This window comes from Campylobacter sp. RM9333 (assembly GCF_020137705.1).
GTDB lineage: Bacteria > Campylobacterota > Campylobacteria > Campylobacterales > Campylobacteraceae > Campylobacter_E.
This window is the reverse complement of sequence record NZ_JACGAY010000003.1, coordinates 49,732-73,212: the sequence shown is the minus strand read 5'-3', so window position 1 is coordinate 73,212 and position 23,481 is coordinate 49,732. Positions and strand designations below refer to the sequence as shown.

The 23,481-nt window shown below is 27.0% G+C and carries 29 protein-coding genes; 20 read left to right on the top strand and 9 right to left on the bottom strand.

Annotation, left to right across the window (positions count from 1 at the left end; all coding sequences use genetic code 11):
- Genes ndk through AVBRAN9333_RS02205 form a run of 6 tightly spaced genes read right to left on the bottom strand, consistent with a single transcriptional unit; the run spans position 1 to position 5,179 of the window.
- On the bottom strand, positions 1-414 hold the full coding sequence (gene ndk / locus AVBRAN9333_RS02230) for a nucleoside-diphosphate kinase (protein ID WP_214116937.1): 414 nt from the start codon (positions 412-414) through the stop codon (positions 1-3).
- Positions 415-468: 54 nt separating this feature from the next.
- The gene (gene dsbD, locus AVBRAN9333_RS02225; RefSeq protein ID WP_336609355.1) at positions 469-2,079 is read right to left on the bottom strand and encodes a protein-disulfide reductase DsbD; all 1,611 of its coding nucleotides are present in this window, start codon (positions 2,077-2,079) and stop codon (positions 469-471) included.
- On the bottom strand, positions 2,076-2,738 hold the full coding sequence (locus tag AVBRAN9333_RS02220) for a hypothetical protein (RefSeq protein WP_214116933.1): 663 nt from the start codon (positions 2,736-2,738) through the stop codon (positions 2,076-2,078). Before AVBRAN9333_RS02220 ends, dsbD begins: the two co-directional genes overlap by 4 nt.
- Positions 2,728-3,291: a recombination protein RecR gene (locus AVBRAN9333_RS02215; RefSeq protein ID WP_214120267.1), complete on the bottom strand. Its 564-nt coding sequence runs from the start codon at positions 3,289-3,291 to the stop codon at positions 2,728-2,730. Before AVBRAN9333_RS02215 ends, AVBRAN9333_RS02220 begins: the two co-directional genes overlap by 11 nt.
- The gene (locus AVBRAN9333_RS02210) at positions 3,288-4,508 is read right to left on the bottom strand and encodes an ArsS family sensor histidine kinase (protein WP_214116929.1); all 1,221 of its coding nucleotides are present in this window, start codon (positions 4,506-4,508) and stop codon (positions 3,288-3,290) included. Before AVBRAN9333_RS02210 ends, AVBRAN9333_RS02215 begins: the two co-directional genes overlap by 4 nt.
- The gene (locus AVBRAN9333_RS02205) at positions 4,508-5,179 is read right to left on the bottom strand and encodes a response regulator transcription factor (RefSeq protein WP_214116928.1); all 672 of its coding nucleotides are present in this window, start codon (positions 5,177-5,179) and stop codon (positions 4,508-4,510) included. Before AVBRAN9333_RS02205 ends, AVBRAN9333_RS02210 begins: the two co-directional genes overlap by 1 nt.
- A gap of 78 nt (positions 5,180-5,257) precedes the next feature.
- On the opposite strand from AVBRAN9333_RS02205, the gene dnaJ reads away from it, so the two are divergent.
- Complete coding sequence (dnaJ, locus tag AVBRAN9333_RS02200) at positions 5,258-6,349, top strand: molecular chaperone DnaJ (RefSeq protein WP_214116926.1); 1,092 nt, start codon at positions 5,258-5,260, stop codon at positions 6,347-6,349.
- Between the two features lie 52 nt (positions 6,350-6,401).
- Here dnaJ and miaA read toward each other — a convergent pair whose 3' ends face one another.
- Positions 6,402-7,271 (bottom strand): tRNA (adenosine(37)-N6)-dimethylallyltransferase MiaA, encoded by an 870-nt coding sequence (gene miaA / locus AVBRAN9333_RS02195; RefSeq protein ID WP_336609354.1) that lies wholly within the window; start codon positions 7,269-7,271, stop codon positions 6,402-6,404.
- 56 nt (positions 7,272-7,327) lie between these two features.
- Between miaA and AVBRAN9333_RS02190 the strand changes: the two genes are divergently transcribed.
- From AVBRAN9333_RS02190 to AVBRAN9333_RS02110, 17 genes are all read left to right on the top strand, one after another.
- Positions 7,328-8,191 carry a UbiA-like polyprenyltransferase gene (locus AVBRAN9333_RS02190; protein WP_336609353.1) on the top strand — a complete coding sequence of 288 codons (864 nt, stop codon included), beginning with the start codon at positions 7,328-7,330 and terminating at the stop codon, positions 8,189-8,191.
- Positions 8,191-8,679, top strand: coding sequence for a hypothetical protein (locus AVBRAN9333_RS02185; protein WP_336606709.1), 489 nt, complete (start codon positions 8,191-8,193; stop codon positions 8,677-8,679). The genes AVBRAN9333_RS02190 and AVBRAN9333_RS02185 overlap by 1 nt, the downstream gene beginning before the upstream one ends.
- Positions 8,669-9,181 (top strand): helix-turn-helix domain-containing protein, encoded by a 513-nt coding sequence (locus AVBRAN9333_RS02180; RefSeq protein ID WP_214116919.1) that lies wholly within the window; start codon positions 8,669-8,671, stop codon positions 9,179-9,181. Before AVBRAN9333_RS02185 ends, AVBRAN9333_RS02180 begins: the two co-directional genes overlap by 11 nt.
- A 9-nt stretch (positions 9,182-9,190) precedes the next feature.
- On the top strand, positions 9,191-10,159 hold the full coding sequence (gene moaA, locus AVBRAN9333_RS02175; protein WP_214149883.1) for a GTP 3',8-cyclase MoaA: 969 nt from the start codon (positions 9,191-9,193) through the stop codon (positions 10,157-10,159).
- Positions 10,156-10,890 (top strand): 7-carboxy-7-deazaguanine synthase QueE, encoded by a 735-nt coding sequence (locus AVBRAN9333_RS02170; protein WP_336609352.1) that lies wholly within the window; start codon positions 10,156-10,158, stop codon positions 10,888-10,890. The genes moaA and AVBRAN9333_RS02170 overlap by 4 nt, the downstream gene beginning before the upstream one ends.
- On the top strand, positions 10,887-11,465 hold the full coding sequence (locus tag AVBRAN9333_RS02165; RefSeq protein WP_214149885.1) for a 6-pyruvoyl trahydropterin synthase family protein: 579 nt from the start codon (positions 10,887-10,889) through the stop codon (positions 11,463-11,465). The genes AVBRAN9333_RS02170 and AVBRAN9333_RS02165 overlap by 4 nt, the downstream gene beginning before the upstream one ends.
- Positions 11,465-11,851 carry a hypothetical protein gene (locus tag AVBRAN9333_RS02160; RefSeq protein ID WP_336606707.1) on the top strand — a complete coding sequence of 129 codons (387 nt, stop codon included), beginning with the start codon at positions 11,465-11,467 and terminating at the stop codon, positions 11,849-11,851. The genes AVBRAN9333_RS02165 and AVBRAN9333_RS02160 overlap by 1 nt, the downstream gene beginning before the upstream one ends.
- 12 nt (positions 11,852-11,863) lie before the next feature.
- Positions 11,864-12,253 carry a hypothetical protein gene (locus AVBRAN9333_RS02155; RefSeq protein ID WP_214116907.1) on the top strand — a complete coding sequence of 130 codons (390 nt, stop codon included), beginning with the start codon at positions 11,864-11,866 and terminating at the stop codon, positions 12,251-12,253.
- Complete coding sequence (locus AVBRAN9333_RS02150) at positions 12,237-12,896, top strand: 16S rRNA (uracil(1498)-N(3))-methyltransferase (RefSeq protein WP_214116905.1); 660 nt, start codon at positions 12,237-12,239, stop codon at positions 12,894-12,896. Before AVBRAN9333_RS02155 ends, AVBRAN9333_RS02150 begins: the two co-directional genes overlap by 17 nt.
- 57 nt (positions 12,897-12,953) lie before the next feature.
- The gene (rpmE, locus tag AVBRAN9333_RS02145; RefSeq protein WP_214116903.1) at positions 12,954-13,154 is read left to right on the top strand and encodes a 50S ribosomal protein L31; all 201 of its coding nucleotides are present in this window, start codon (positions 12,954-12,956) and stop codon (positions 13,152-13,154) included.
- Positions 13,154-13,966, top strand: coding sequence for a 16S rRNA (cytidine(1402)-2'-O)-methyltransferase (rsmI, locus tag AVBRAN9333_RS02140; protein WP_214116901.1), 813 nt, complete (start codon positions 13,154-13,156; stop codon positions 13,964-13,966). The genes rpmE and rsmI overlap by 1 nt, the downstream gene beginning before the upstream one ends.
- Entirely contained in the window at positions 13,963-14,649 is a 687-nt protein-coding gene (locus tag AVBRAN9333_RS02135; RefSeq protein WP_214116899.1) for a TrmH family RNA methyltransferase, read from the top strand. The genes rsmI and AVBRAN9333_RS02135 overlap by 4 nt, the downstream gene beginning before the upstream one ends.
- Complete coding sequence (locus AVBRAN9333_RS02130) at positions 14,642-15,667, top strand: hypothetical protein (RefSeq protein ID WP_336609351.1); 1,026 nt, start codon at positions 14,642-14,644, stop codon at positions 15,665-15,667. Before AVBRAN9333_RS02135 ends, AVBRAN9333_RS02130 begins: the two co-directional genes overlap by 8 nt.
- Entirely contained in the window at positions 15,667-16,461 is a 795-nt protein-coding gene (locus AVBRAN9333_RS02125; protein WP_214116895.1) for a hypothetical protein, read from the top strand. The genes AVBRAN9333_RS02130 and AVBRAN9333_RS02125 overlap by 1 nt, the downstream gene beginning before the upstream one ends.
- A complete protein-coding gene (locus tag AVBRAN9333_RS02120) occupies positions 16,461-17,705 on the top strand; it encodes a homoserine dehydrogenase (RefSeq protein WP_214116893.1) in 1,245 nt (414 codons plus the stop codon). Before AVBRAN9333_RS02125 ends, AVBRAN9333_RS02120 begins: the two co-directional genes overlap by 1 nt.
- 94 nt (positions 17,706-17,799) lie before the next feature.
- A complete protein-coding gene (locus AVBRAN9333_RS02115; protein WP_214116891.1) occupies positions 17,800-18,996 on the top strand; it encodes a NifS family cysteine desulfurase in 1,197 nt (398 codons plus the stop codon).
- Positions 18,996-19,964 (top strand): iron-sulfur cluster assembly scaffold protein, encoded by a 969-nt coding sequence (locus AVBRAN9333_RS02110; protein WP_214116889.1) that lies wholly within the window; start codon positions 18,996-18,998, stop codon positions 19,962-19,964. Before AVBRAN9333_RS02115 ends, AVBRAN9333_RS02110 begins: the two co-directional genes overlap by 1 nt.
- A gap of 458 nt (positions 19,965-20,422) precedes the next feature.
- Here AVBRAN9333_RS02110 and AVBRAN9333_RS02105 read toward each other — a convergent pair whose 3' ends face one another.
- Together AVBRAN9333_RS02105 and AVBRAN9333_RS02100 are read right to left on the bottom strand one after the other, a co-directional pair.
- A complete protein-coding gene (locus AVBRAN9333_RS02105) occupies positions 20,423-20,926 on the bottom strand; it encodes a magnesium transporter MgtE N-terminal domain-containing protein (protein ID WP_214116887.1) in 504 nt (167 codons plus the stop codon).
- Complete coding sequence (locus AVBRAN9333_RS02100) at positions 20,923-21,813, bottom strand: DMT family transporter (protein ID WP_336609350.1); 891 nt, start codon at positions 21,811-21,813, stop codon at positions 20,923-20,925. Before AVBRAN9333_RS02100 ends, AVBRAN9333_RS02105 begins: the two co-directional genes overlap by 4 nt.
- A 215-nt stretch (positions 21,814-22,028) precedes the next feature.
- Between AVBRAN9333_RS02100 and AVBRAN9333_RS02095 the strand changes: the two genes are divergently transcribed.
- Together AVBRAN9333_RS02095 and dsbI are read left to right on the top strand one after the other, a co-directional pair.
- On the top strand, positions 22,029-22,691 hold the full coding sequence (locus tag AVBRAN9333_RS02095) for a thiol:disulfide interchange protein DsbA/DsbL (RefSeq protein WP_214116882.1): 663 nt from the start codon (positions 22,029-22,031) through the stop codon (positions 22,689-22,691).
- Positions 22,692-22,702: 11 nt separating this feature from the next.
- A complete protein-coding gene (gene dsbI, locus AVBRAN9333_RS02090; protein ID WP_214119799.1) occupies positions 22,703-23,461 on the top strand; it encodes a protein-disulfide oxidoreductase DsbI in 759 nt (252 codons plus the stop codon).
- The last annotated feature ends 20 nt before the right edge of the window (positions 23,462-23,481 follow it).

Sequence of the window (23,481 nt, the reverse complement as noted above, 5' to 3'; positions counted from 1 at the left end):
TTAATTTATTTCAAGTTTATTAAAGAAAAACTCTATTTCTATTTTAGCATTTTCTAAACTATCACTACCATGCACTGCGTTTGCGTCAATACTTTCAGCAAAATCAGCTCTTATTGTTCCCTTAGCTGCCTCTTTTGGATTAGTTGCTCCCATTAATTCACGATTTTTAGCAACTGCATTTTCGCCTTCTAAAACAGATACTACAACAGGACCACTAGTCATAAATTCAACTAAATCTTTATAAAATGGTCTTTCTTTATGAACTGCGTAAAATTCTCCTGCTTGTTCTTTTGTTAAATAAAGCTTTTTAATAGCTGCAATTCTTAAGCCATTTGCTTCAAAACGACTTAAAATTTGACCTATAACACCTTTCTTAACAGCGTCAGGTTTAATGATTGATAAAGTTCTTTGCATTAAATCTCCTTAAAATAAAAGCTCATATTATACAAAAATAAATTAATTTAAGCTTTAAAAATTAAGTTCTTTTAATAAAGTTTTTGCATCAACTAATCCTATTATTTGTTTTAGCACTTCGCCTTTATCGTTTAAAACAAGTAAAACTGGTGGTCCAAAAACCTTATAAGTCTCTGCCATTTCTTGTTCAAATTGGTTTGGGTTAGTTAAATCTATTTTGATTAAATTGTAATTTTTCAACTCATTTATAACTTCTTCATTTTTAAAAGTAGTATTTTGCATAACTTTGCAGTTCTCACACCAGCTAGCTGTAAAATACACAATATTTTTTGAACTTAGATTTAATTTTTCTTTTGCTTGTGTGAATTCTAAATTCTGTTGAGAAATATTATTACTTGGATTAAAAGTTTTGTTTAATAATATAAAACTATAAGCTAATATTAAAACTAAAATAATTTTAAAAAATAAAAAGAATTTATTTTTAGTATTTTCAAATAAGCCAAAAAATACTACAAAACTAATACCAAGTAAGGCATATAAGACATTTGTAATATTCTCATTTATTATTCTTTCTAAGAAAAATATTGCTATTCCTAATAAAATAAATCCAAAAAATTTATTAACATATTGCATCCAAGAGCCAGTTATAAATTTAAAACCAAAACCAATTGCTATTAGTGGAATTCCCATACCTATACTCATAAAAAATAATGAAAAAGCTCCAAGCAATACATCATTGCTATTTGCTATATAAATTAAAATTCCAGCAAGTGGTGCAGCTACACAAGGTCCTACTATTAAAGCACTTAAGACCCCCATTAAAAATACTCCGATAATTCCACTATATTTTGAGCTTTTTTTATTTACGCTATTTACAATAAAGTTAGGCATTTTTAGTTCAAATAAGCCAAACATTGATAATGATAAAATTACAAAAATTAAAGAAAATAGAATGATTACAATTGGATTTTGAAAAAATACTTGAACTCCACTTCCTACTAAAGCTGCTATTATTCCTGCTATTGTATAGCTAATAGCCATTCCTAATACATAAATAATGCTTGAAATTATTGGATTTTTACCACTACTTTTTGCCAAAATACTAGATATTATAGGTATCATTGGTAGGGTGCAAGGTGTTAAAGATAATAATATTCCTGATACAAAAAAAGTTAAAATATTTATTAAAAATGAAGAATTTAAAAGCTTGCTTTCATATTCGTTTTGTGTAGATTGTTTTTCTTTTTTTAGTTTTAAAGCTTCTTTGTTATCGTATTCTAAAACCAATTTATCATTTTGATAATTAAAAGACGCTACAAGTGGTTGATAACATAATCCTTCAGTAGAACAACCTAAATAAAAAATTTTAATATTGTCATTATTTTTTAATGTAAAATTTGGGAAATCAAATTCTAAAGTATTGTAAAAGACTTCAACATTATCCTTTAATACCGCATTGCTTAAGTCAAATTTATTTGTGATATTTTCGTTGTTTAATAAGACTTTTATTTCGTTTTTATATAAATAAATATCAGGATTTAGATTAAGTTTTATAAAATTTGCTTGAGAATTATTTTCAAGTTGGAATTTAAATGCTTCATTTGGTGGTAGTGGATTTGCAATTGCTAATACGCAAAATATTAAAATATTTATAATAAATTTCATTGTTTTTTCCTTGTTTTTTTATATTGTATAAGAGTAAAACATATGATTGTAAAAATAATAAATAATGTGCTAAAAATAATTAGTATTTTTTCTTTATCGTTATAACTTGCCTTTATTTTTTTAAAGTTTTTAATTTTATCTAAATCAATAGTGCAACCATAATATACATTTAAATTTTTATCTTTTTTGATATAAGTTATTATATGTCTTATTGAGTAGTTAGTCCAAAAAATATTAGCTTTCGTATATCCTTCATCTTTTATTTTTGCTAGCAGTTCTTTTATATAAAATTTATTATTTGTGTCTTTTTCTAAAAAAATATTTTGATGCTCATAGTCCTTAGAATAATGAGCTATATAAAATCCTAACTCATTAAAAGCATAGGCTTTTTCTTGATAATTATCAAAATTAATCGTATTAATTTCTTTTTTGATTAGATTAATTTTTTCTTTATAATTTAAAGAATTTGGAAGATTTTTTGCATAATTATCTATTTTATCTACTATTGCTTTTGCTTGTTTTGCGATGATATTTTTAGTGCCTTCATTGTCTTTTAGTTGATAGTTTTTATCAAGTGTAATATAAACATCTATGCTATTTAATATTACGCTAATACAGGCTAATAATGAAAATAATATAATAGTTTTTTTACCCATCAATACTTACCCTATTTAAAATTGCACTACTTAAAGAGTGAATATCAATATCTTGAATTTTAATACCATTTGGAACGCCTTGAGCGATTTTGCTTACTTTTACATTGTAGTGTTTAAAATAATCTTCTAAATAAAAGCACACCGTATCCGTGCTAACGCTTGGTGTGTAGGCTAAAACCAGTTCTATTGTATTGTATTTGCAAATCATTTTTTCTAATTTTTTTAAATAGTATTCATTGGTTTTTGAAAGTATAAAATATCTACCTTCATATACTTTACATTCATCTATAAAAAATACATCTTTTGGGCTTTCTACTAAGCAAATTGTATTATCTAATTCATCATTTATGCAATAATCACAAAGTTCATTTTCACTTAAGCAACCACAAATAGAACATTCTTTTATATTTTTTTTAGCATTTTCTAAAGAATTCATTAGTTCTTCTAATAAATTTTTATTTTCATAACACAAATAATAAGCCATTTTTAAAGAAGTTTTTTTGCCAATTCCTTGAATTTTTCCTATGCTTTTGCATAAATTATCAAAATGTATCACAATATAATCCTAAAGTTATGATAGCCATCATCGTAAAAATATTTAAGCTCAAATCCTTGAGTATCACAAATATATTTTATTAAATAAAGTCCTAATCCAAATCCACTTTGCTCTGCATTACCCCTTGCAAATGGTTTAAAATACTCTTCTGTATTAAAGTCTTTTTCTTCTCCTATGTTTTTTACATTAATATAGTCTTTTTGAAATTCAATTATACACTTATGGTTGCTTGAGTATTTAATAGCATTATCTAATAGATTTTTAATTAATATTATAAATAAAGCTCCATCTACTATTATTGTTCTATCTTCGTTCATTTTTACATCAATAATTTGTAAATTATCTAAATATAAAGCACTGATTGATTGCTCTAATAAATATGAATACGAATATTCTTTTAAGACTACTTCATGGTTTTTAGATAATATTTCTTCTACTTGCTTAAATTCATTTACTAAAGCATTCATACCTTTAAATACACTTATTAAGATTTTTTTATTTTTTTCGCTTTCTGGCATAGTTGCTGCAAACATTCCTTTAGCAATAGGTGTTTTTAACTCGTGCATAATTGCTCTTAAAAAAAATCTTCTTGCCAATACCAATTCATTATTTTTTTTAGTAGCTTTATTAAATTCTTTAGTTAATAATCCTATTTCATCATTTTTATAATAAGAAAAATTGCTATTTTTTCCGTTTGATAAATCCCTAATATGTCTTGTAAGACCCTTTAATGGTTGAATTAAATTATAACAATATATTAAAGAAGCAAAAAACATCATAATAATTAATGATATTAATAATTTAATTAAACCATCATTTATATTATTATTGTGGGTGTTTTCATAAACTTTTAATGAATTATTTTTTTGATTTATGAGTTTTAAATAATATTTGTCTTTATAAACAATTCCTTGAATTAGTCCAAAATTAGTTTTATGGTCTATTGGCTTATCATTGCTTGTGCAAAGCTCACGCATAAAACGCTTATCTGTGATTTCTTGAAAATCAATATCTTGTAAGTATTTATCAATTTCTACACCAGCACCACTAGCATACAATTTATTAATAGCTAATATTGCAAAATAAAGCCTACTTATACTTTCAGCTCTTAAAGCCTTATTGGAGTATTGAGTTATTTGTATAATAGCTGTAATAGTAAGTATAATGCTAATAGCAAAAACTGCTATTAGCTTACTAAGAATAGAGTGTAACAGCATTAGCCAAGAAGCTTATAACCAATACCACGAACAGAGAATATATGTTTAGGGTCTTTTGAACTATCGCCTATCTTACTTCTTAATCTTCCTATAATTACATCTAAGCTTTTGCTATCTTTTTCTCTTAATGACCTACAGCTATTAGCTAGCTCATCTCTTGATACTGAATAGCTATGTCTTTTCACTAGATAACTTAATATATCATATTCAGCTGGTGTTAAGCTTAGTGGTTTTTTATCATAGTAAATTTCATGTTTTTCATGCTCAACTTTGAATAATGTGCTTACTTCTTCTTCAGGTGGTAGTAAGCTTTTTTTGTATCTTCTAACAAGTGATGATACCCTTGCTTGTAATTCAGTTGGCTCATAAGGTTTTGGTAAATAATCATCAGCCCCTAATCCAAGTCCTAAAACCTTATCACTTGTATCCCCTCTAGCGCTTGAAATGATAATAGGAATATCATACTTCTTGCGAATTTCCTTGCATACTTCTAATCCATCCATTCCAGGTAGAGTTAAGTCTAAAATTAGACAATCATAATTACTAAAGTTAGCAGTTAAACCTTCAGCAGGAGTGCTGTAATTTGTAACTTTTATGTTAAACCTTGCTAAAAACTCTGTAATCAACTCAGCGAATTCCACTTCGTCTTCAATCATAATTACATTAATCATTTTTTCACCTTTATTTATTAAAGTCTTTCCATTCTAACAATAATTAATTTATAAATGATAAATTGCAAAAGGAAAAAGATGCGTGACTTTTATGAAATTCTAGGAGTTAGTAAAAATGCTAGTTCTGAAGAAATTAAAAAAGCTTATAGAAAATTGGCATTGAAATATCATCCTGACAGAAATCAAGGCGATAAAGATGCTGAAGAAAAGTTTAAAGAAATCAATGTAGCTTATGAAACCTTAAGTGATGACACTAAAAGAGCTAGATATGATAGATACGGCGAAGCTGGTCTTAATGGTGGTTCAGGTGCTGGTGGCTTTGGATTTGAAGGATTTTCAAATTTTAGTGATATTTTTAGTGATATTTTTGGTGGCTTTGGCGATAGTGATGATGAAGAAATTGATGAAGATTTATTTATTACTCTTGAATTAGGTTTTAAAGAAGCTATTTTTGGTTGTAAAAAGAAAGTTAATTATTCTTATAAAGCAAATTGTATTAAGTGCGATGGAACAGGCTCGGCAAGTAAAACTACAACTACTTGCTCAAGATGTAATGGCAAGGGCAAAATAGCTATTAGAAAAGGCTTTTTCCAAATGGTTAGCACTTGTGATGTGTGTGGCGGTAAAGGTAAAGTAGTAAAAGATAAATGTTCATCTTGTCAAGGTAGTGGAAAAGAAAATAAAAAAGAAGAATTAGAAGTAACTATTCCTGAAGGAGTTGATAACGGAGTAACTTTAAAATGCTCTAATAAAGGAAATGAGATTAACTCTAATGAGCGTTCTGATTTGTATATAAAACTTCGTGTAGCAAGAGATGATAGGTTTGTTAGAAAAGGTGATGATATTTATATAGATGTTCCAATCTTATTTACCCAAGCAGCATTAGGTTCTACTATCATTGTTCCTACTATTAGAGGAGAAGCTAGTATTCAAATTCCATTTGGCTTAAGCGATAAACAACTTGTAAAAATTAGTGGCGAAGGTGTTAAAAACCATCATACAAGAAGAACAGGGGATCAATTTGTCCAACTTAGTATTATGTATCCAAAACATATAAATGCAGAACAAAAAGAATTATTAGAAAAATTAAATGAGAGTTTTGGTATCAAAAATGATGCTAAAGAGCAACAACACGGGATATTTGATACTATTAAATCTTGGTTTAAATAATTTTTATTTTAATTCAAATTCTTTTTTAGAATTTGGATTAAAAATATTTTTATTAAAGTGAGCTTAAAATACTTTCATATGCGTTTTGCAAATCTTCTTCGCTTTTTATATTAAAAACTTTTGCATTAAATTTTTTATTAAAAGTTCTTTGTCTTTTTGCTAGTTGTCTTGTATGAATTGTGATTAAATCTTCTAATTCATCTTTAGATATTTTTTGATTAAAACAATCAATTATTTCTTTAGCTCCAATAGAGTTTAATGCTTTTGTATCGCCATAAATCTTATATAAATTTATAACTTCATCATAAGCATTTAAGCTAAGCATTTGTTTAGTCCTTAGCCTAATTCTTTCGTTTAAAATATCTTTATCCCATAAAATATCGTATATTTTAAGCTCTTTAATAAGTGCTTCTTGAGTATTTGCTTTTAGCCAAAGGCTAGGAATTTCATTTGTACTTTTATAAATGCTATACCATTTATTTAGCCTATAAGTATCATTTGCTGATATGTTTGAGTTTTTATCAATTTTTAGCATTAGATTATAGATTTCATCAAGGCTTAAATTATGATTAATATCATTAATTTTAGGGCTTAATCCATCAAGCATTGCTTTTAGATAAAATCCACTTCCACCTGTTATGATTAGATTTTTTTCATTATTTTTTGCAAATTCTAAAGCCTTTTTGTATTCATCAAAATAAAGCCCTACATTATAATTTTCATTTACGCTAATTAGATTTATTCCAAAGTATTTAATCTCTTCTAGCATTTTATTATCTGGCTTGGCATTTATAATATTTAATTCTTTATAAAGACATAAACTATCAAGGCTTAAAATTATAGAATTTGAAGCTTTAGCAAGTTTATGAGCTAGGTTTGTTTTGCCACTTGCAGTTGTTCCTATGAGAGCAATTTTTTTCATCTTTATCCTTAAATCTTAATTAAAATATTATAAACTAGATTAAAAACGGAAGAGTTATGAATAAATTAAAAAACATTTTAGAATTAATCGTATTTAAGCATAGTATTTTTGCTTTACCTTTCTTAATTATTTCAATGCTTAGCGCTATAAAATTATATGAATTAAGTTTATCATCAATTTGGCTTAATTTTATCTTAGCTATTTTTTGTGCTGTTTGTGCTAGAAATTACGCAATGGCACTTAATAGATTGCTTGATGCTGATATTGATATTTTAAACGAAAGGACAAAAAATCGTCCTAGTGTAGATGGTAGAGTAGGGCGTGGGAATTTGCTTTTATTTATAATCGCAAATGCTGTAATTTTCGTGCTTTTAGCGTATTTTATAAATACTATTTGCTTTTATCTTAGCTTTTTTGCCTTAGCTTTACTTGGTTCTTATTCTTTATTTAAGAGATTTTCTTATTTAGCTCATATTATTTTAGGCTTATCTTTAGGATTTGCTTGTGTAGCGGGTGAAATTGTGCTTACAAATTCTATTAGTGCTTATTCTATTGCTTTATGTTTTGCGGTTTGTTTTTGGACTGCTGGGTTTGATTGTTTGTATGCTTTGCAAGATTTAGAATTTGATAAAGCAAATAATTTATTTTCTATACCATCTTGTTTTGGTAAAACGGCTACTTTATTTATAGCTGCGATTTTTCATTTGATTGCATTTTTGTTTTGGTTTGTTTTTTTAGTTAGTGTAAATGCTGGATTTTATGGATTTTTAGGATTATTAATAGTAGGAATTTTATTAATAATAGAGCATTTTATAGTGAGAAAAAATACAGAAAAAATAGAAAGAGCTTTTTTTGATATAAACGCTATTGTTAGCATAGTGTTTTTGATATTTTTTATAATAGATTTAAAGGTTGGCTAATGATTATGTATGAAGCAAGATTTAGGATTGATTATCAAGAATGTGAAGAATTAGAAGATAGATTTTTACAAGAATATAATGCTATTAATTATCATAAATCTTTACAAGATTATAGGCACAGAGCTAGTAAAATGGATATGTATCCTGAAGATAAATTGTTTTTTGAAATGCTTTGTGATATTAAAAAAGATTTATTAGAAATTAAAAATCTTAAAAAAGATGAATTTATAAAATTAGATAATAGCACCTTTTCAAATTCAATAAATTATGAATATATTCGTGTTGAAGATAGTTTAAAACCTAATCAAACATATTACGCAAGGCTTGTTTTAGTTGATAGAACTATATCTTGTTTTGTTAGTGCAATTGATGAGTATACTTTTAAAATCACTCAAATTAAAAGATATGATACAGAAGGGCTTAATTTATTTGTAGCTGATATTCAAAGGAATTTAATTAATATTAAAAAGGAAAAAAATGGGGATTGATTTATTAATTTATATTGTATTTATAATTTTTATAGTTTTATTATTTGTTTATGTAAGACTTAGTTTTAGAGATTTAAATGATAAATTAGATGGGGTTTTAAAGGCTATTGATGAGAATTATAAATCTATTCATAGACTTGAAAAAGATGTAGAAAAATTAAAACTAGCAGAGATAAATAACGCTAAACAAAATGATTTTAATGATAATATTATGCAAAATTGTGAGTTTTTAATACATTCAATTATTGATGAAAGAATTAATGAGCTAAATAGTGATTTAGGTATTATTCAAGAAAGTATTCAAGAAGTTACAAAAAACCAAGATAGTAGAATTGCAAATTTAGAACTTGCAAACGAGCCAATCACTAGGCTAAGTCCTAATGAAGACGCTGAAAGAATGCAGATTTTAAAACTTTTTGGAGATGGTAAAAGTGTAGAAGAAATAGCATTACTTCTAAACAAAAGCCCACAAGCAATTAATATTATTTTAAAAAGCTTATAAGGACTAAAAATGTTAATTGATTCGTATGGAAGAAGGATAAATTATTTAAGAATTTCACTTACTCAAAGATGTAATTTCCGTTGTCTTTATTGTATGCCAAAAGTTCCTTTTAATTGGGTTCCTAAAGAAAATTTATTAAGCTATGAAGAATTATTTTTATTTGCAAAATTATGTATGGATAAGGGTGTAGATAAAATCCGTTTAACTGGTGGAGAACCACTTGTAAGAGCTGATTTAGATAAATTCATAAAAATGCTAATTGATTATAAGAGCGATTTGGATTTAGCACTTACAACTAATGGATTTTTATTAAAAGAACAAGCGGCAAAATTAAAAGCAGCAGGACTTGTAAGAATAAATGTATCTCTTGATACTTTAGTGCCACAAAGAGCAAAATTAATCTCTCAAAAAGATATTTTAAAAGAAGTTTTAGAAGGTATAGAAGAAGCCTTAAAAGTAGGGTTAAAAGTAAAGATTAATTGCGTTCCTTTAAAGGGTATTAATGAAGATGAATTAATTGATTTGATTATGTTTTGCAAAGAAAAAAATATTCAAATAAGATTTATTGAATTTATGGAAAACGAACACGCTTATGGGCAATTATGTGGATTAAGAGAAGCTGAAATACTAGATAAAATCAAGCAAAGATTTAGCATAAATGCACTTGAGAAAGAGCCAAATTCTCCTGCTAGTTTATATAAAATTGATGAGTTAGATTATGTATTTGGTGTGATTAATCCACACAAGCACGATTTTTGTGATAGCTGCAATCGTTTAAGACTTAGTGCGGAAGGATTTTTGATACCTTGCCTTTATTTTGATGAAGCTATGAGTATTAAAAAGGCTTTAAGAAATAAAGATATTAATAAGGCTTTAGAGATTTTAAATACGGTTTTAGAAAACAAACCTGAGAAAAATAAGTGGAGCGAAGAAGATAATAAAAGCTCTGCTAGGTCGTTTTCACAAACGGGTGGATGATGAAATTAGTTGAAGAATTTTTAAGTATTCAAGGCGAAGGGATATTTGCAGGAAGGCTTGCTTATTTTATCCGTTTTGCAGGGTGCAATTTCTCTTGCTATGGATTTGGAGTTGTTAAGAGCAAAAATAATAAAACATTAATTGGTTGCGATACTTTAAGAGCTGTTTATACTAATGAATTTAGTGATGAGTATAAGGAATTTAAATTAGAAAATATAATCAATAAATTAAACTCATTTAGCTATAAACCTATGATAGTAATTACTGGTGGAGAGCCTTTAATTCATCAAGAAAATCCTAAATTTATAGAGCTTTTAGAATATTTGGTAAAAAATGAATATTTAGTGCAGTTTGAGACTAATGCTAGTATTTGTTTAAAAGAATACGATTTTTATAAAAATTGTTATTTTGCAATGGGAGTAAAACTTGCAAATAGCAAAATGCCAAAGGAAAAAAGAATAAATTATGAAGCAATTAATTCAATTTTAAAGCAATCAAAACAAGCATTTTTTAAAATCGTTTTAGATAAAGCGGATTTAGAAGATAATCAAGAATTATTTGAATTAAGAAATGCTTATAAAGACGCTAATTTTTATCTAATGCCAAAAGGTGCTACGAATGATGAATTAAGAGCGAATGCTAAGAGCGTTTTAGAATTTGCTATTAAAAATGGCTTTAATTATACAGATAGGATACATATTAGAATTTATGATGATTTGGAGGGTGTATGAGAATAGGTAAATTATTTGAGTTTGAAAATGCTCATATAGTTAGGTTTTGTAGTTCAAAAAGATGTAAAACTAGCATTCACGGACATTCTTATAAATTAGAATTAATTTTATATGCAAATACTCTTGATAAAGCGGGAATGGTTTATGATTTCGGGCTTTTAAAAGGAAATATTAAGCAAATAATAGATGCGTTTGACCATAGCACTTGTATTTATAAATACGATGATTTAGAGTATGTAAATGATATTAAAAAGCATTCAGCTAGGTGGGTTGAATTACCTTGTAATATCAGTGCCGAAAATCTTAGCATAGTGTTTTTTATATTAATTTCTAAGATTTTACAAAATTCAAAAATGCACAATGATGAGAATGTAAGAGTAGATAAAATCAGACTAAATGAGACTAGAACAGGCTGGGCTGAATGTGAATATGATGATGCTTTTTATAATGATGAGCCTAGAATTAATTTAAATGAAATAACTTTTTCTAAGGCAATTTTAGAAGATTTTAGTGATATAAATTTATTTGAAAAAATTAAAAATAATGAGATTTTTATAAATCCAAAGGAAGTTTAATGAGTATTATTGGCATTCATATGTTTTTTGTGTATTGCTTGGTAGCTTTAGAATTTTCTTATTTGTTTATTTCTCAATGTTGTAAGGATATTAATAAATTTATTTCAAGAATTTCAATTATTAGTCCAATACAAATTATAGCCTTAGTTTTGGTGTTATTAAGTGGTATGTTTATTGAAGCTACTAAGGCATTTTTTAATTTTAAGATTTTTTTATTTTTAAGTTGGATTTTGATTTTTTATCTTAGCATTAGACAGCTTGTAATTTTTAATAAGATAAAAAAAGCAAAAAAAAGCTTTAATTTTAAATTATTCAGTATTGTTTTTGAGATATTAAAAATATTTTTAATCATATTTGCTGGTGTTACAAATTCTTTATTATTTTAATCGGAGTTTTTAATGAGTGATTTTATAAGTGTGCATTTGTTTTTTGTATATATTTTAATAATTTTAGAACTTTTATATTTTGTTTTTTCACAATATTTAAAGGACATTCATAAATATATTTTTAGAATTAGAGTGCTTTTGCCTGCTTATTATACGATAATTGTTTGTGTGTTTTTTACAGGCATTATTATTGAAGCTATGAAAGGCTTTAATGATTTTAGATTTTTAATGCTATTTGCTGTTATTTTAATTTTAGGAATTTCTATATTTCAATTTATTAAATTTAAAAAATATAGAAAAAGCAAAGAATATTTAAAATTTAAAAAATTAAGTTTATTTTTAGAGCTTATAAAATTATTTGCTATTTTAATTGCAGGATTTAACAATGTTTTATTATTTTAATGATTTAGCAGGTAGTGAAGAAATTGTTTTAGATAGTGAATTAGTATCTCATTTTAAAGCTAGGCGAGAACAAATAGGAAATATAGTAAATATAAGTAGATTAGATGGGTTTTTATACAAATATGAAATAATATTTATGCAAAGAAATAAAATCATTTTAAAAATGCTAGAACAATGTGAATTTAAAGCAAATAAAAGTGGTGTAAAAATTGCACTTGCTATGATAGAAATTGATAGTATTTTTGAAATTGCACCTTATTTAAATGAATTAGGATTAGAAGAATTATTTTTAGTTTATACAGATTTTTCTCAAAAATCTTATAAATTTGATGATAAAAAACTAGCTAAACTTGAAAAGATTTTGCATAATTCAAGCTCACAATGTGCTAGGGCTGATATTTTAAAAATCACAATTTTAAATAATTTAGCCGAACTTAAAAAACTTTATAATGATTTTGTTTTAATTGATTTTAATAAAAATGATTTATGCGAGTTTAATAAAGATTGTTTATATGTAATTGGTCCTGAAGGTGGTTTTAGTGAAAAAGAAAGGAATTTATTTAAAACTCAAGGTTTAAAAATTACAAATATTTTAAAAGCAAAAACGGCTATTATAAGCATAAGTTCAAAAATTTTAATGTAGATTTAATGTAATTTAAGATACAATCACAGCTTTATTTATGCCAAAAAGGAAAATATTATGAAAAAAGACATTCATCCAGATTATAAAAAATGCACTGTAACTTGTGCTTGTGGAAATACTTTTGTAACTAAATCAAATAAAGAAGAATTAAGAGTAGATATATGCTCAAGTTGTCATCCATTTTTCACAGGAAGTGAAAAAATCGTAGATGCTGCAGGTAGAGTTGAGAAGTTTAAGAAAAAATATTCAATGCAATAATGCTTTATTTCGTTCCTACACCAATAGGAAATCTAGGCGATATTTCATATCGTGCTTTAGAAGTCTTACAAGTTTGCGAGTTAATTTTTTGTGAAGATGTGCGAGTTTGTAAGGCTTTACTTAATTTATTAAGTAGTAAATATAATATAGAATTTAATATAAATAATTTCATATCACTACATTCACACAATGAAAAAGATTTTGATTTTTCTAAAATTGATTTTTCTAAAAATATAGCTTATTTGAGTGATGCAGGTATGCCTTGCATAAGCGATCCTGGAATTTCACTAGTAAAATATGCTCAAGAAAATGATATAAAATATAGTGTTTTGCCTGGTGCAAATGCTGCTATTACTGCACTTGTTGCAAGTGGGTTTTCTGATAAGGAATTTATATTTTTAGGATTTTTAAATATCAAAAAAAATCGTCAAGCTCAAATAGAAAATGCTCTAAACCAAAGCTATCCAACTATTATATATGAAGCTCCTACAAGGATTTTGGATTTAGTATTAGATATTGCAAAAATTGATGAAGATAAAGAATTATTTTTAATTAAAGAAATATCAAAAATGTATGAAAAAACCTATAAAGATACTGCTAAAAATCTAGCAAATATTTTAAAAAATGAGAATTTAAAAGGCGAATGGGTAGTAGTTATAAATAATGAAAATTCTATTTCAAATTCTAATATAAATTCTCAAGATATTTTAAATCTTAATATAAGTTTAAAAGATAAAGCGAAATTATTGAGTAAATTAAATGGGCTTAGCCCAAAACAAAATTATGAAAATTTATTAAAGAGTGAAAAATGATAATTTACGGCAAACAAGTGCTAATGCACTATATTACAAAACATCCTGAAAAAATAGAAGAAATATATTTAGCAAAAGATTTAGATAAAGATAGCTTTAGACAAATTACAAAATTAGGCAAAAAAATCCATAAGTTAGATTTTATTAAAGCTCAAGCAATGGCAAAGGGTGGAAATCATCAAGGCTATTTAGCAAAAGTTAGCGAATACGAATTAGCAAATATAAATGAGTTTAAAAAATTTGAAAAAATTGTTTTATTGCACGAATTAAGCGATGTTGGAAATATAGGTTCAATTGCTAGAAGTGCTTATGCTTTAGGGTTTGATGGGATTATTCATTCAGGAAATAATATTAATATAGAAGCAGTTATGCGTTCTAGTGCTGGTGCTTTACTTGAATTAAAATTAGCATTTACTAAGGATATTTTAAGCTTGGTTAATGAATTTAAGCAAGTTGGTTTTAGCTTTTATGCTGCAAATAATTCAGAAAACGCTAAAGAGCATAATAAAATAAAATATGCTACAAAATCGGTTTTAGTTATGGGTAGCGAAGGTAATGGACTTAGTTCTAAGATTATTAAATCTTGTAATGAAGAAGTAAAAATTACTATGAAAAATAATTTTGATAGCCTAAATGTTAGTAATGCTTTTGCTATTTTAGGCGATAGGATGATAAATGAATGAAGTAGATTATTTAAAAAGTTTTTCTGTTAAAGAAATAGCTTTAAAAACTCACTTAGATGAAGCTAGAATTAAAGCAATAATTAATAAAGATTATGAGAATTTAAGTAGTGTTAATATTGCAATGAATATAAAGATTTTAGAGCGTGAATATAATATTGATTTTAGCGAATGGTTAAATGAATATAATGAATATAAAAACAATCATTTTAAGGACAAAAAAAATTCTTTAAAAGTAAAACCTAAAGTAATGGGTTATAACTCTGATAAGGAATCAAATAGTAATTTAGCTTATTTTATATATCTTAGTTTAGCTACTATTATTGTAATAGCTGGGGTTTTTTATTATTTTAATTATTATGATGAAAATTCTCAAGAAGTAGTAGAAAATACCACAACTCAAGAAAAACCAATAGAAGAATTGCAAGTAAATCAGCAAGAAAATTCTACACAAACCAAAACTCAAATAGAACCTATTAAAGAAGTAAAAGAAGAAATAAAACCAGCTACTCCTTTAGTAGAGAAAAAGCCTGAAGAAGTAAAAGAAGATAAAAAGCCTGAAAATTTAGAAGAGAGTAAAATCAATACAAAAGAAGAAACAATTCAAATTCCAGCACAAGTAGAGCTTATTCCTGAAATAAAACCACAAGAGATTAAAACTCAAGAAGTTAAAGTTCAAGAAGTAAAATCTAATGAAATTAAAGAAGAAAAAGCAGAGATTATAGAGCCTAAAGTAGAGATTAAAAAAGATAATAAATTATTATTAAGTCCAAATTCTAAGGTTTGGGTTAGTGTTAAGAATTTAAAAACAAAAGAAACTAAAAATTATATGATAGTAAAAAGTGCTAGTTTTACTCAAGACTCTTTAATTTTTGTTGGTAATAACTTATTCACTCTTGAGTTAGATGGTTCTAAGATAGAATTACCTAGCACAAATGATGCTAGATATATTTTATTTAAAGATGGAAAAGTTACTTTTTTAAGTCAAAAAGAATATACAAAATTAGATAAGGCAAAATAATGAAAAAATTAATATGTTTATTTGTATTAGCTAGTTTTTCTTATGCTACTTCTTCTTATGAAATAGCTTCAAAATTAGTAAATGATGATAGCAAAGATGCAAAGCTTAGATTATTGTTTCCTAGTGGGTCTTATATGCAAGGAAATATGCCAAATATTAAAGCAATTACTCAAGTTTTAAAAATGAATTCTTTATTAACTTATGCTTATTCAAACGCTACAAATATGCAAATTAAATTTAGCGCAAAGGCAAAAGCAGGGATATTTTTAAAGGCTATTACAAAAGCTTATGAGCAAATAGGAATTAATTATTATTTAGTTAGTGAATATGTAAAAAATAATGATGAAATTAGTGTTGCTTTTACGATTAATTCAAAATTTAGTATAGACCCAGGTGCTTTATACGAAGCTTTAAAAAAGACAGGGGTATATATAATAGATGCTAGAAGAAATCAGAATGAATTTAGTTATGAACTTGATTTTAGCAGAGCAAATATACAAGCTGATTTTGAATTAAATAAAGGCGATTTATTAGAGCTTACTAAACCACTTGATGCGTATTTTATAAAAGTTAATAATATTTCTAAGCTCGTAATTGATAGAAATTTAAATAATATTTGGTATCCAAAGATTGAATTTTTGGATAAGAATTTAAATCTTATTTCAACTTATAAAAGTGAAAATAATTTTAAAGAATTAAATGTAGCAGTTCCTAAAATGTGTGCTTATATGATAGTAGGAGATGCTTTTACGCTAGAAAATATTAGATTAGGATTAAATATAAAGGGAATGTAATGAAAATAGCTTTATTAGGGTATGGAACGGTTGCTAGTGGTGTAGCAAAATTAATCAAAACAAATTCTGAATTAATTCAAAAAAGACTAGGCAAAAAATTAGAAATTTCTTTAGTTTATACAAGAGAGCATAAGGCAAATTGTCCTTATACTCAAACAAGTAATTTTGAAGATATTTTAAATAGCGATTGTGATGTAGTTTGTGAATTAATGGGTGGGACTACATTTGCTTATGAGTGCATTAAAAAAGCTCTTGAAAAAGGAAAACATGTAATAACAGCTAATAAAGCTTTACTTGCTTATTATCGTTATGATATTGAAAATATGCTAAAGCCTAATCAATATTTTGGCTATGAAGCAAGTGTTGCTGGCGGTGTGCCTATTATTAAAATTATCAAAGAAGGTTTAAGTGCTAATAAATTTAATTGTATTAAAGGTATATTAAATGGCACTTCAAATTACATTCTTACAAAAATGCAAAATGAAGGCTTAAGTTATGAAATAGCCTTAAAACAAGCTCAAGAATTAGGCTATGCAGAGGCTGATCCTACATTAGATATTAACGGAATGGACGCAGCACATAAACTAACCATTTTAGCAAGTCTTGCTTATGGAGTTAATATAAAACCTGAAGATATTTTGGTTCAAGGAATTGATAAGATTAGCAATGATGATTTTTATTTTGCTAAAGAATTTGAATTTGGAATTAAGCTTTTAGCAATTGCAAAACAAAATAATGATAAGGTAGAAATTAGAGTTCATCCAACATTAATAGATAAAAATCATATCTTAGCTAGTGTAAATAATTCTATGAATGCTATTTTACTTAATGATAATGCTTTAGGAGAGAGTTTGTATTATGGAGCAGGTGCAGGAAGTCTTGAGACTGCTAGTGCTGTTTTAAGCGATTTAATGCAAATAGCTGATAATAAAACTCGTAAAATGCTAGGATATAATGAATTACCAGTGGTATCTTTAGTATCAACTTGCGATATAACTTCTAAATATTATTTAAGATTAAGTGTAGATGATAAGATAGGTGTTTTAAACAAAATTACAAGTTTAATGAGCAATAATGAAATTAGCATAGATAGTCTAATGCAACGCCCATCAAAAAATCAATCAAGAACGATTTTTATTACAACTCATCTTGCAAATGAAGCAAAAATCAATAAATTATTGCAAGAATTACAAGTTCAAGAATTTGTAAAAGATGAAATTAATTTAATAAGAATAGAAGAATAGTAATTCATTTAATAATTTGGAATATTATTTATAAAAGATAATTTTTATCCCATTTTAAAAAACGGATAAAAAAGCTTTAGGAAAAGGAAAGGTTATGAAAGAAATTTATTTAGACAATAACGCTACTACTATGATAGACCCAAGCGTTTTTGAATTAATGAAGCCGTATTTAGAGAATATATATGGTAATCCAAATTCACTTCATCGCTATGGTCAAGCTACTCATAAAGCATTAAATGATGCTTTAAATAAATTATATAGCGGATTAGGAGCGAGTGATTTAGATGATGTGATTATTACATCTTGTGCTACTGAAAGCATAAACTGGGTTTTAAAAGGAATTTATTTTGATGAGATTTTAAATAAAGATAAAAATGAAATCATTATAAGTGGAGTTGAACACCCAGCAGTTGGTGCAGCCTGTGCTTTTTTAGAAGCTAGATTAGGTGTTAAGGTTAAAACTTTACCTGTAAATAGCGAAGGCACTTGCAATGTTGATGATTTAAAAGCAATGATAAGCGATAAAACAGCACTTGTGAATGTTATGTGGGCGAACAATGAAACAGGAATGATTTTCCCTATTAAAGAATTAGCTCAAGTTGCACATGAGCACGGAGCTTTATTTCACACTGACGCAACCCAAGCAGTTGGTAAAATAAAAGTTGATTTTAGAAGTGCAGGAGTTGATTTTGCGTCATTTTCAGCACACAAATTCCACGGGCCAAAAGGCGTTGGTGGTCTTTATATCAAACAAGGTTTAAAACTTACTTCATTACTTCACGGCGGAGAGCATATGGGTGGTCGTAGAAGTGGGACATTAAATGTAGCTGGAATAGTTGGAATGGCAGAAGCATTAAGACTTGCTAATTTAATGCTTGATTACGAAAATTCTCATATAAGAAGATTAAGAGATAAATTAGAAGATGAGATTTTAACAATTCCTGATGTTAGTGTAGTAGGAAGTAGGGCAAATAGAGTTCCTAATACTATTTTAGCAAGTATTAAGGGTGTTGAAGGTGAAGCGATGCTATGGGATTTAAATAAGGCTGGAATTGCAGCAAGTACAGGAAGTGCTTGTGCTTCTGAAACTCTTGAGAGTAATCCTATTATGGAAGCAATAGGAGCTGAAGCTGATTTAGCTCATACGGCTTTAAGATTAAGTCTTAGTCGTTTTAATACAGAAAGTGAAATTGATTACGCAGCAGAACAAATTAAAGCAGCAGCTAAGCGTTTAAGAGCAATTTCTAGCACTTACGCTTATTCTCCAAGCTGGCTTAAAAAGGATAAATAATGGCAAAAAATAATTTAATAAGTGGTTCAATTTGGGATGAATATTCACAAAAAGTTCAAGATTTAATGAATAATCCAATTCATATGGGTGAGCTTACAGAAGAAGACGCAAAAGCTACTAATACAAGATTAATAGTTGCTGATTTTGGAGCTGAAAGTTGTGGCGATGCTGTTAGGCTTTATTGGTTAGTAGATGAAGCTACTAATATTATTAAGGACGCAAAATTTAAAAGCTTTGGCTGTGGTACTGCAATTGCTAGTAGTGATACAATGGCAGGACTTTGTATAGGTAAAAGTGTTGATGAAGCTGTAAAAATTACAAATATAGATGTGGAATTTGCAATGCGTGATAATCCTGATACTCCTGCAGTTCCACCTCAAAAAATGCACTGCAGTGTAATGGCGTATGATGTTATAAAAGCTGCAGCAGCTCAATATAAAGGTATTAACCCTGAAGATTTTGAAGATGAGATTATAGTTTGTGAATGTGCTAGAGTAAGCCTAAAAACTATTAAAGAAGTAATAAAATTAAATGATTTAAAATCAGTTGAGCAAATTACTCAATATACTAAAGCAGGTGGCTTTTGCAAATCTTGTGTAAGACCTGGTGGTCATGAAAAAAGAGAATATTATTTGGTTGATATATTGGCTGAAACTAGAGCTGAAATGGATAAAGAACGCTTGAAAAAAGCTAATTTAAGTGATAATTTTGATGATTTAACCGTTGTAAAACAAATTAAAGCAGTTGAAGAATTATTAGATACTGAAATTCGCCCAATGCTACATATGGATGGTGGAGATTTAGAAGTAATTGATATTCAAAAAAGTAGCGATGGAATGTGCGATTTATACATTAGATATCTAGGCGCATGTAGTGGCTGTTCTAGTGGAAGCACTGGGACATTATATGCTATTGAAAATATTCTTCAAGAAAATCTTAGTCCAAACATTAGAGTAATTCCAGTGTGATTATAAAATAGGAAATATTTTTATTTCCTATTTTAATTTTTCTTATTACATATCACTCACAATATTGCTAAAGAATTTAAAATCAAATATAGTGTGTGTTGCACGCAAAATATAGTGAATTTTTTAAAATTGCTTGATGATAAAAGTTACTTAAAGCTTTAATTATAAGGTTTTAAATAACTTTTAAAAGTATAAAAACTAATATATAAATAACACATATAATTTTTATAAAACTTCATAAAACGTACGAAATTAAATTAGCGTTGAAAGTAATTTAAGGTTTTAACTAAATAAACTTAAAAAAATATTTTATAAAAACTTTTTATAACTTTAATACAACGAAGTTTTAAATTAACTTTTAAAAATAATCTTAATTAAAACCTACAGGCTAAATCTAATATCATATTTAATTATTAAACAAAAAAATATTAGATAAACCGAATTTATAAGAAAATAAATTAATTTTGTAATTTATTTTCACTTAATAATCTTGTTAATTCTCCTGCTTTTGCTGGAGTCATTTTTGCTAGTATTGATGATATTTTTTTAGCTTCAAGACTTAAAAATATTTTTATAACTTCTTTTTCATCCATTGTTTCTAAAATAGCTGCCGCCGCTGCATCTTTCATCTTAGCATAGGCATTTGATACTTTATTTATTTTATTTTCTGTAATTTCATTTTTTAATTGCCTAATTTCGGCTAAAATTTTTGCATTATTGTTTCTAATTTCATCTAATTTATCTTGTTCTTTTTTTATCTCTTCTAACATTGCTAAGTTTTTTTCTTCTTTTTCTTTTTGAATAGCTAAAAAAGCAGCCTTATAGCTTTCTAATGCTTGTTTTGCTTCGTCTAATTCTTCTATCTTTCTATCCATTTGTATTTGTTGGCTAGCAAAATAAGCGCTACAATCTTGTGCGTAAGTAAAAGAGATTAAACTCATAAGAATTAATAATTTTTTCAAGATTTTTCCTTTTTTAACATTGTTATTAAAATACCAATCATAATTAAAGCAAATCCAATTATTTGAACGATTAATAAGCTTGTCCCTAACCATAAATATCCAATAATTGCAGCAGCCAATGGTTCGTTTGATGATATTAGACTAGCTTTACTTGCTCCTATTTCTTGCAAACCAACCATAAAAAAACCAAAAGCCATAGTAGTTCCAACTACAATTACTCCTAACATAGCAAGTATTAATTCTAAATCAATTTGCACTTCAAATTCCCAAATCTTTTGATATAGACAAAAAGCAATTCCTGCAATAAGCATAGCAAAACCTAAATTAGGCAAAGGAGAATAAATCATATTAATTTTTCTAGGAATAATTGCATAACAAACTGCTCCAATTGATGATAAAAAGCATATAATTAAAGCCTTAGTAGATATTACAAATTTATTAAAATCACCATTAGTTGATAGCAAAAAAGCTCCACATAATACACAAATTAAAGCTAGAATTTCATATATGTTAGGAAATCTTTTTTGTTCAAAACATACGATTAGCACTATAAAAACAGGGGCTGTATATTGAATTACGGTAGCAATTGCAGCATTGCTTAATTCAATTCCGTAAAAGTATGTATATTGACACATAAAAATGCCGAAAAATGAAAATATTAATAATGTAAATAGGTGTTTTGTGTTTTTAAAAATTAAAAAATTAATTTTGATTTTTCTTACTAAACAAAATAAAAGCATTAATATTCCAGCAAATAATAATCTTAATGGCACTAGAAAATCAGCATTTAAGCCTTTTTTTAAGAATATAAATTCTCCACAAACACCACTAAATCCCCAGCAAATTCCACCTAAAAAAACTAAAATTACCCCATAATTTCTACTCATATTAATCCTTTAAGCAATTATAGTTTAAATGCTATTTTATTTGCTTAATTTTTTAGATTAATTAATTTATTTTATTAAATACTTAAAGTGATTATAAATTAAATAAATAGTATGGATTTTATAATAATAATTATTAGAATTTAAAATAATTTTTCAGTTTATTTTAAAATTAAATAATTAAAATAAAAATATAATTTTAATTTAAGGAGATTAAGATGAAAGTCTTAAAAAAAGTTTCAAGTTCATTGGTTTTAGCTACTATGCTAATGGGGGGGGGTAATTTATTTGCTTTAAGCGAAGGTAATGAATACATTACATTAAGCACTCCTATCCCAAATGCTCAAAATTCAGTTTATGAAGTATGGTCTTATAGATGCACACATTGCTATTCACATCATAAAGCAAAAACTATGGAAAAAATCCAAGCTGCATTCCCTGATGTAAAAGTTGGATATTTATTAGTAAAAACTATGGGAGATTATGGCAAGCAAGCTGCTGAAGTTTTAGCTTATGCACAAAATGAAGATGAAAAAGCAGGAAGAAAAGTTGCTGACGCACATAGCTTACACCATAAAGTAAGTGATGCTTATTTTTCAGCTTATTTTAAGAAAAATCAAAGATGGGGAAATGGTGCTGAGCCAGATAAATTTTATGAAACAGGTCTAAAAGCTTTAGGAATTGATAAAGCAAAATTAGATGAGTTTTTAGCTACCCCTAAGGCTCAAGAAATCATTGCTTCTTATGAAATCGCTGACCCTATTTCAAAGAATTTCGGAACTCCAGGTTTTGTAGTTAATGGAAAATATGAAGTAAATATTTCAAAAATTGGCTCACCTGAAGCTTTAGTTGAGGTTATTAAAGAATTACTTAGTATGTAAGGAGTTTTGCTATGAAGCTTCTTAATAAATTAACAAGCCTACAAGAAGGTAGGCTTTTATGGATATTAATGGTTGTTGTTACACTAGGTCTTACTTGTGTAGCACATTATTTCTTTCAAGATTATTTATATATGCAGCCTTGCGAACAATGCGTATATATTAGATATGCAATGATAGTAATGGCAATAGGTGGCATAATAGCAGCTATTTATCCACATCAACTAACTAGAATTATTGGATATACTTTAGGTTTTTATGGTTGTTTAATAGGTTTTGGATTTTGTATAACTTTAAATGAAATTCACGAAGCAGTGCATAATGCAAATGCTTTTGGTGGAGTGCAAGGTTGTAGAGAAATTCCAATATATCCTTTTGCATTGCCTTTACACGAATTAGCACCAGGTTGGTTTTTACCTACTGGAGAATGTGGTCTTGATAATCCTATCGTGCCTGAAGATGCTTATGCTACTTTAAGTTCTTTTCAACAATTTTTTGTAGGAACTGAAGCGGGCGATTTTGAAGATGGATTTTATTCGCAAGGTTGGTATTTAATACCTAGTTTGCATTTTATGAATATGGCAATTGCATGTTTATTATGCTTTGTATGTTGTTTTGTTGCACTTTTAGCAATGTTTATAGGCTTTATATCAAAACCTTGCAAATGTGCAAAAATTGGTGCTATTATTGTAATAGCTGTTACTTTGATTTTATTTTTTAGTGGAAATGCTATTAAAGCAGCAAAAATTGCTTCAATGGCAGCTGGAATTTGAATATATTAATTTTTTAAAGG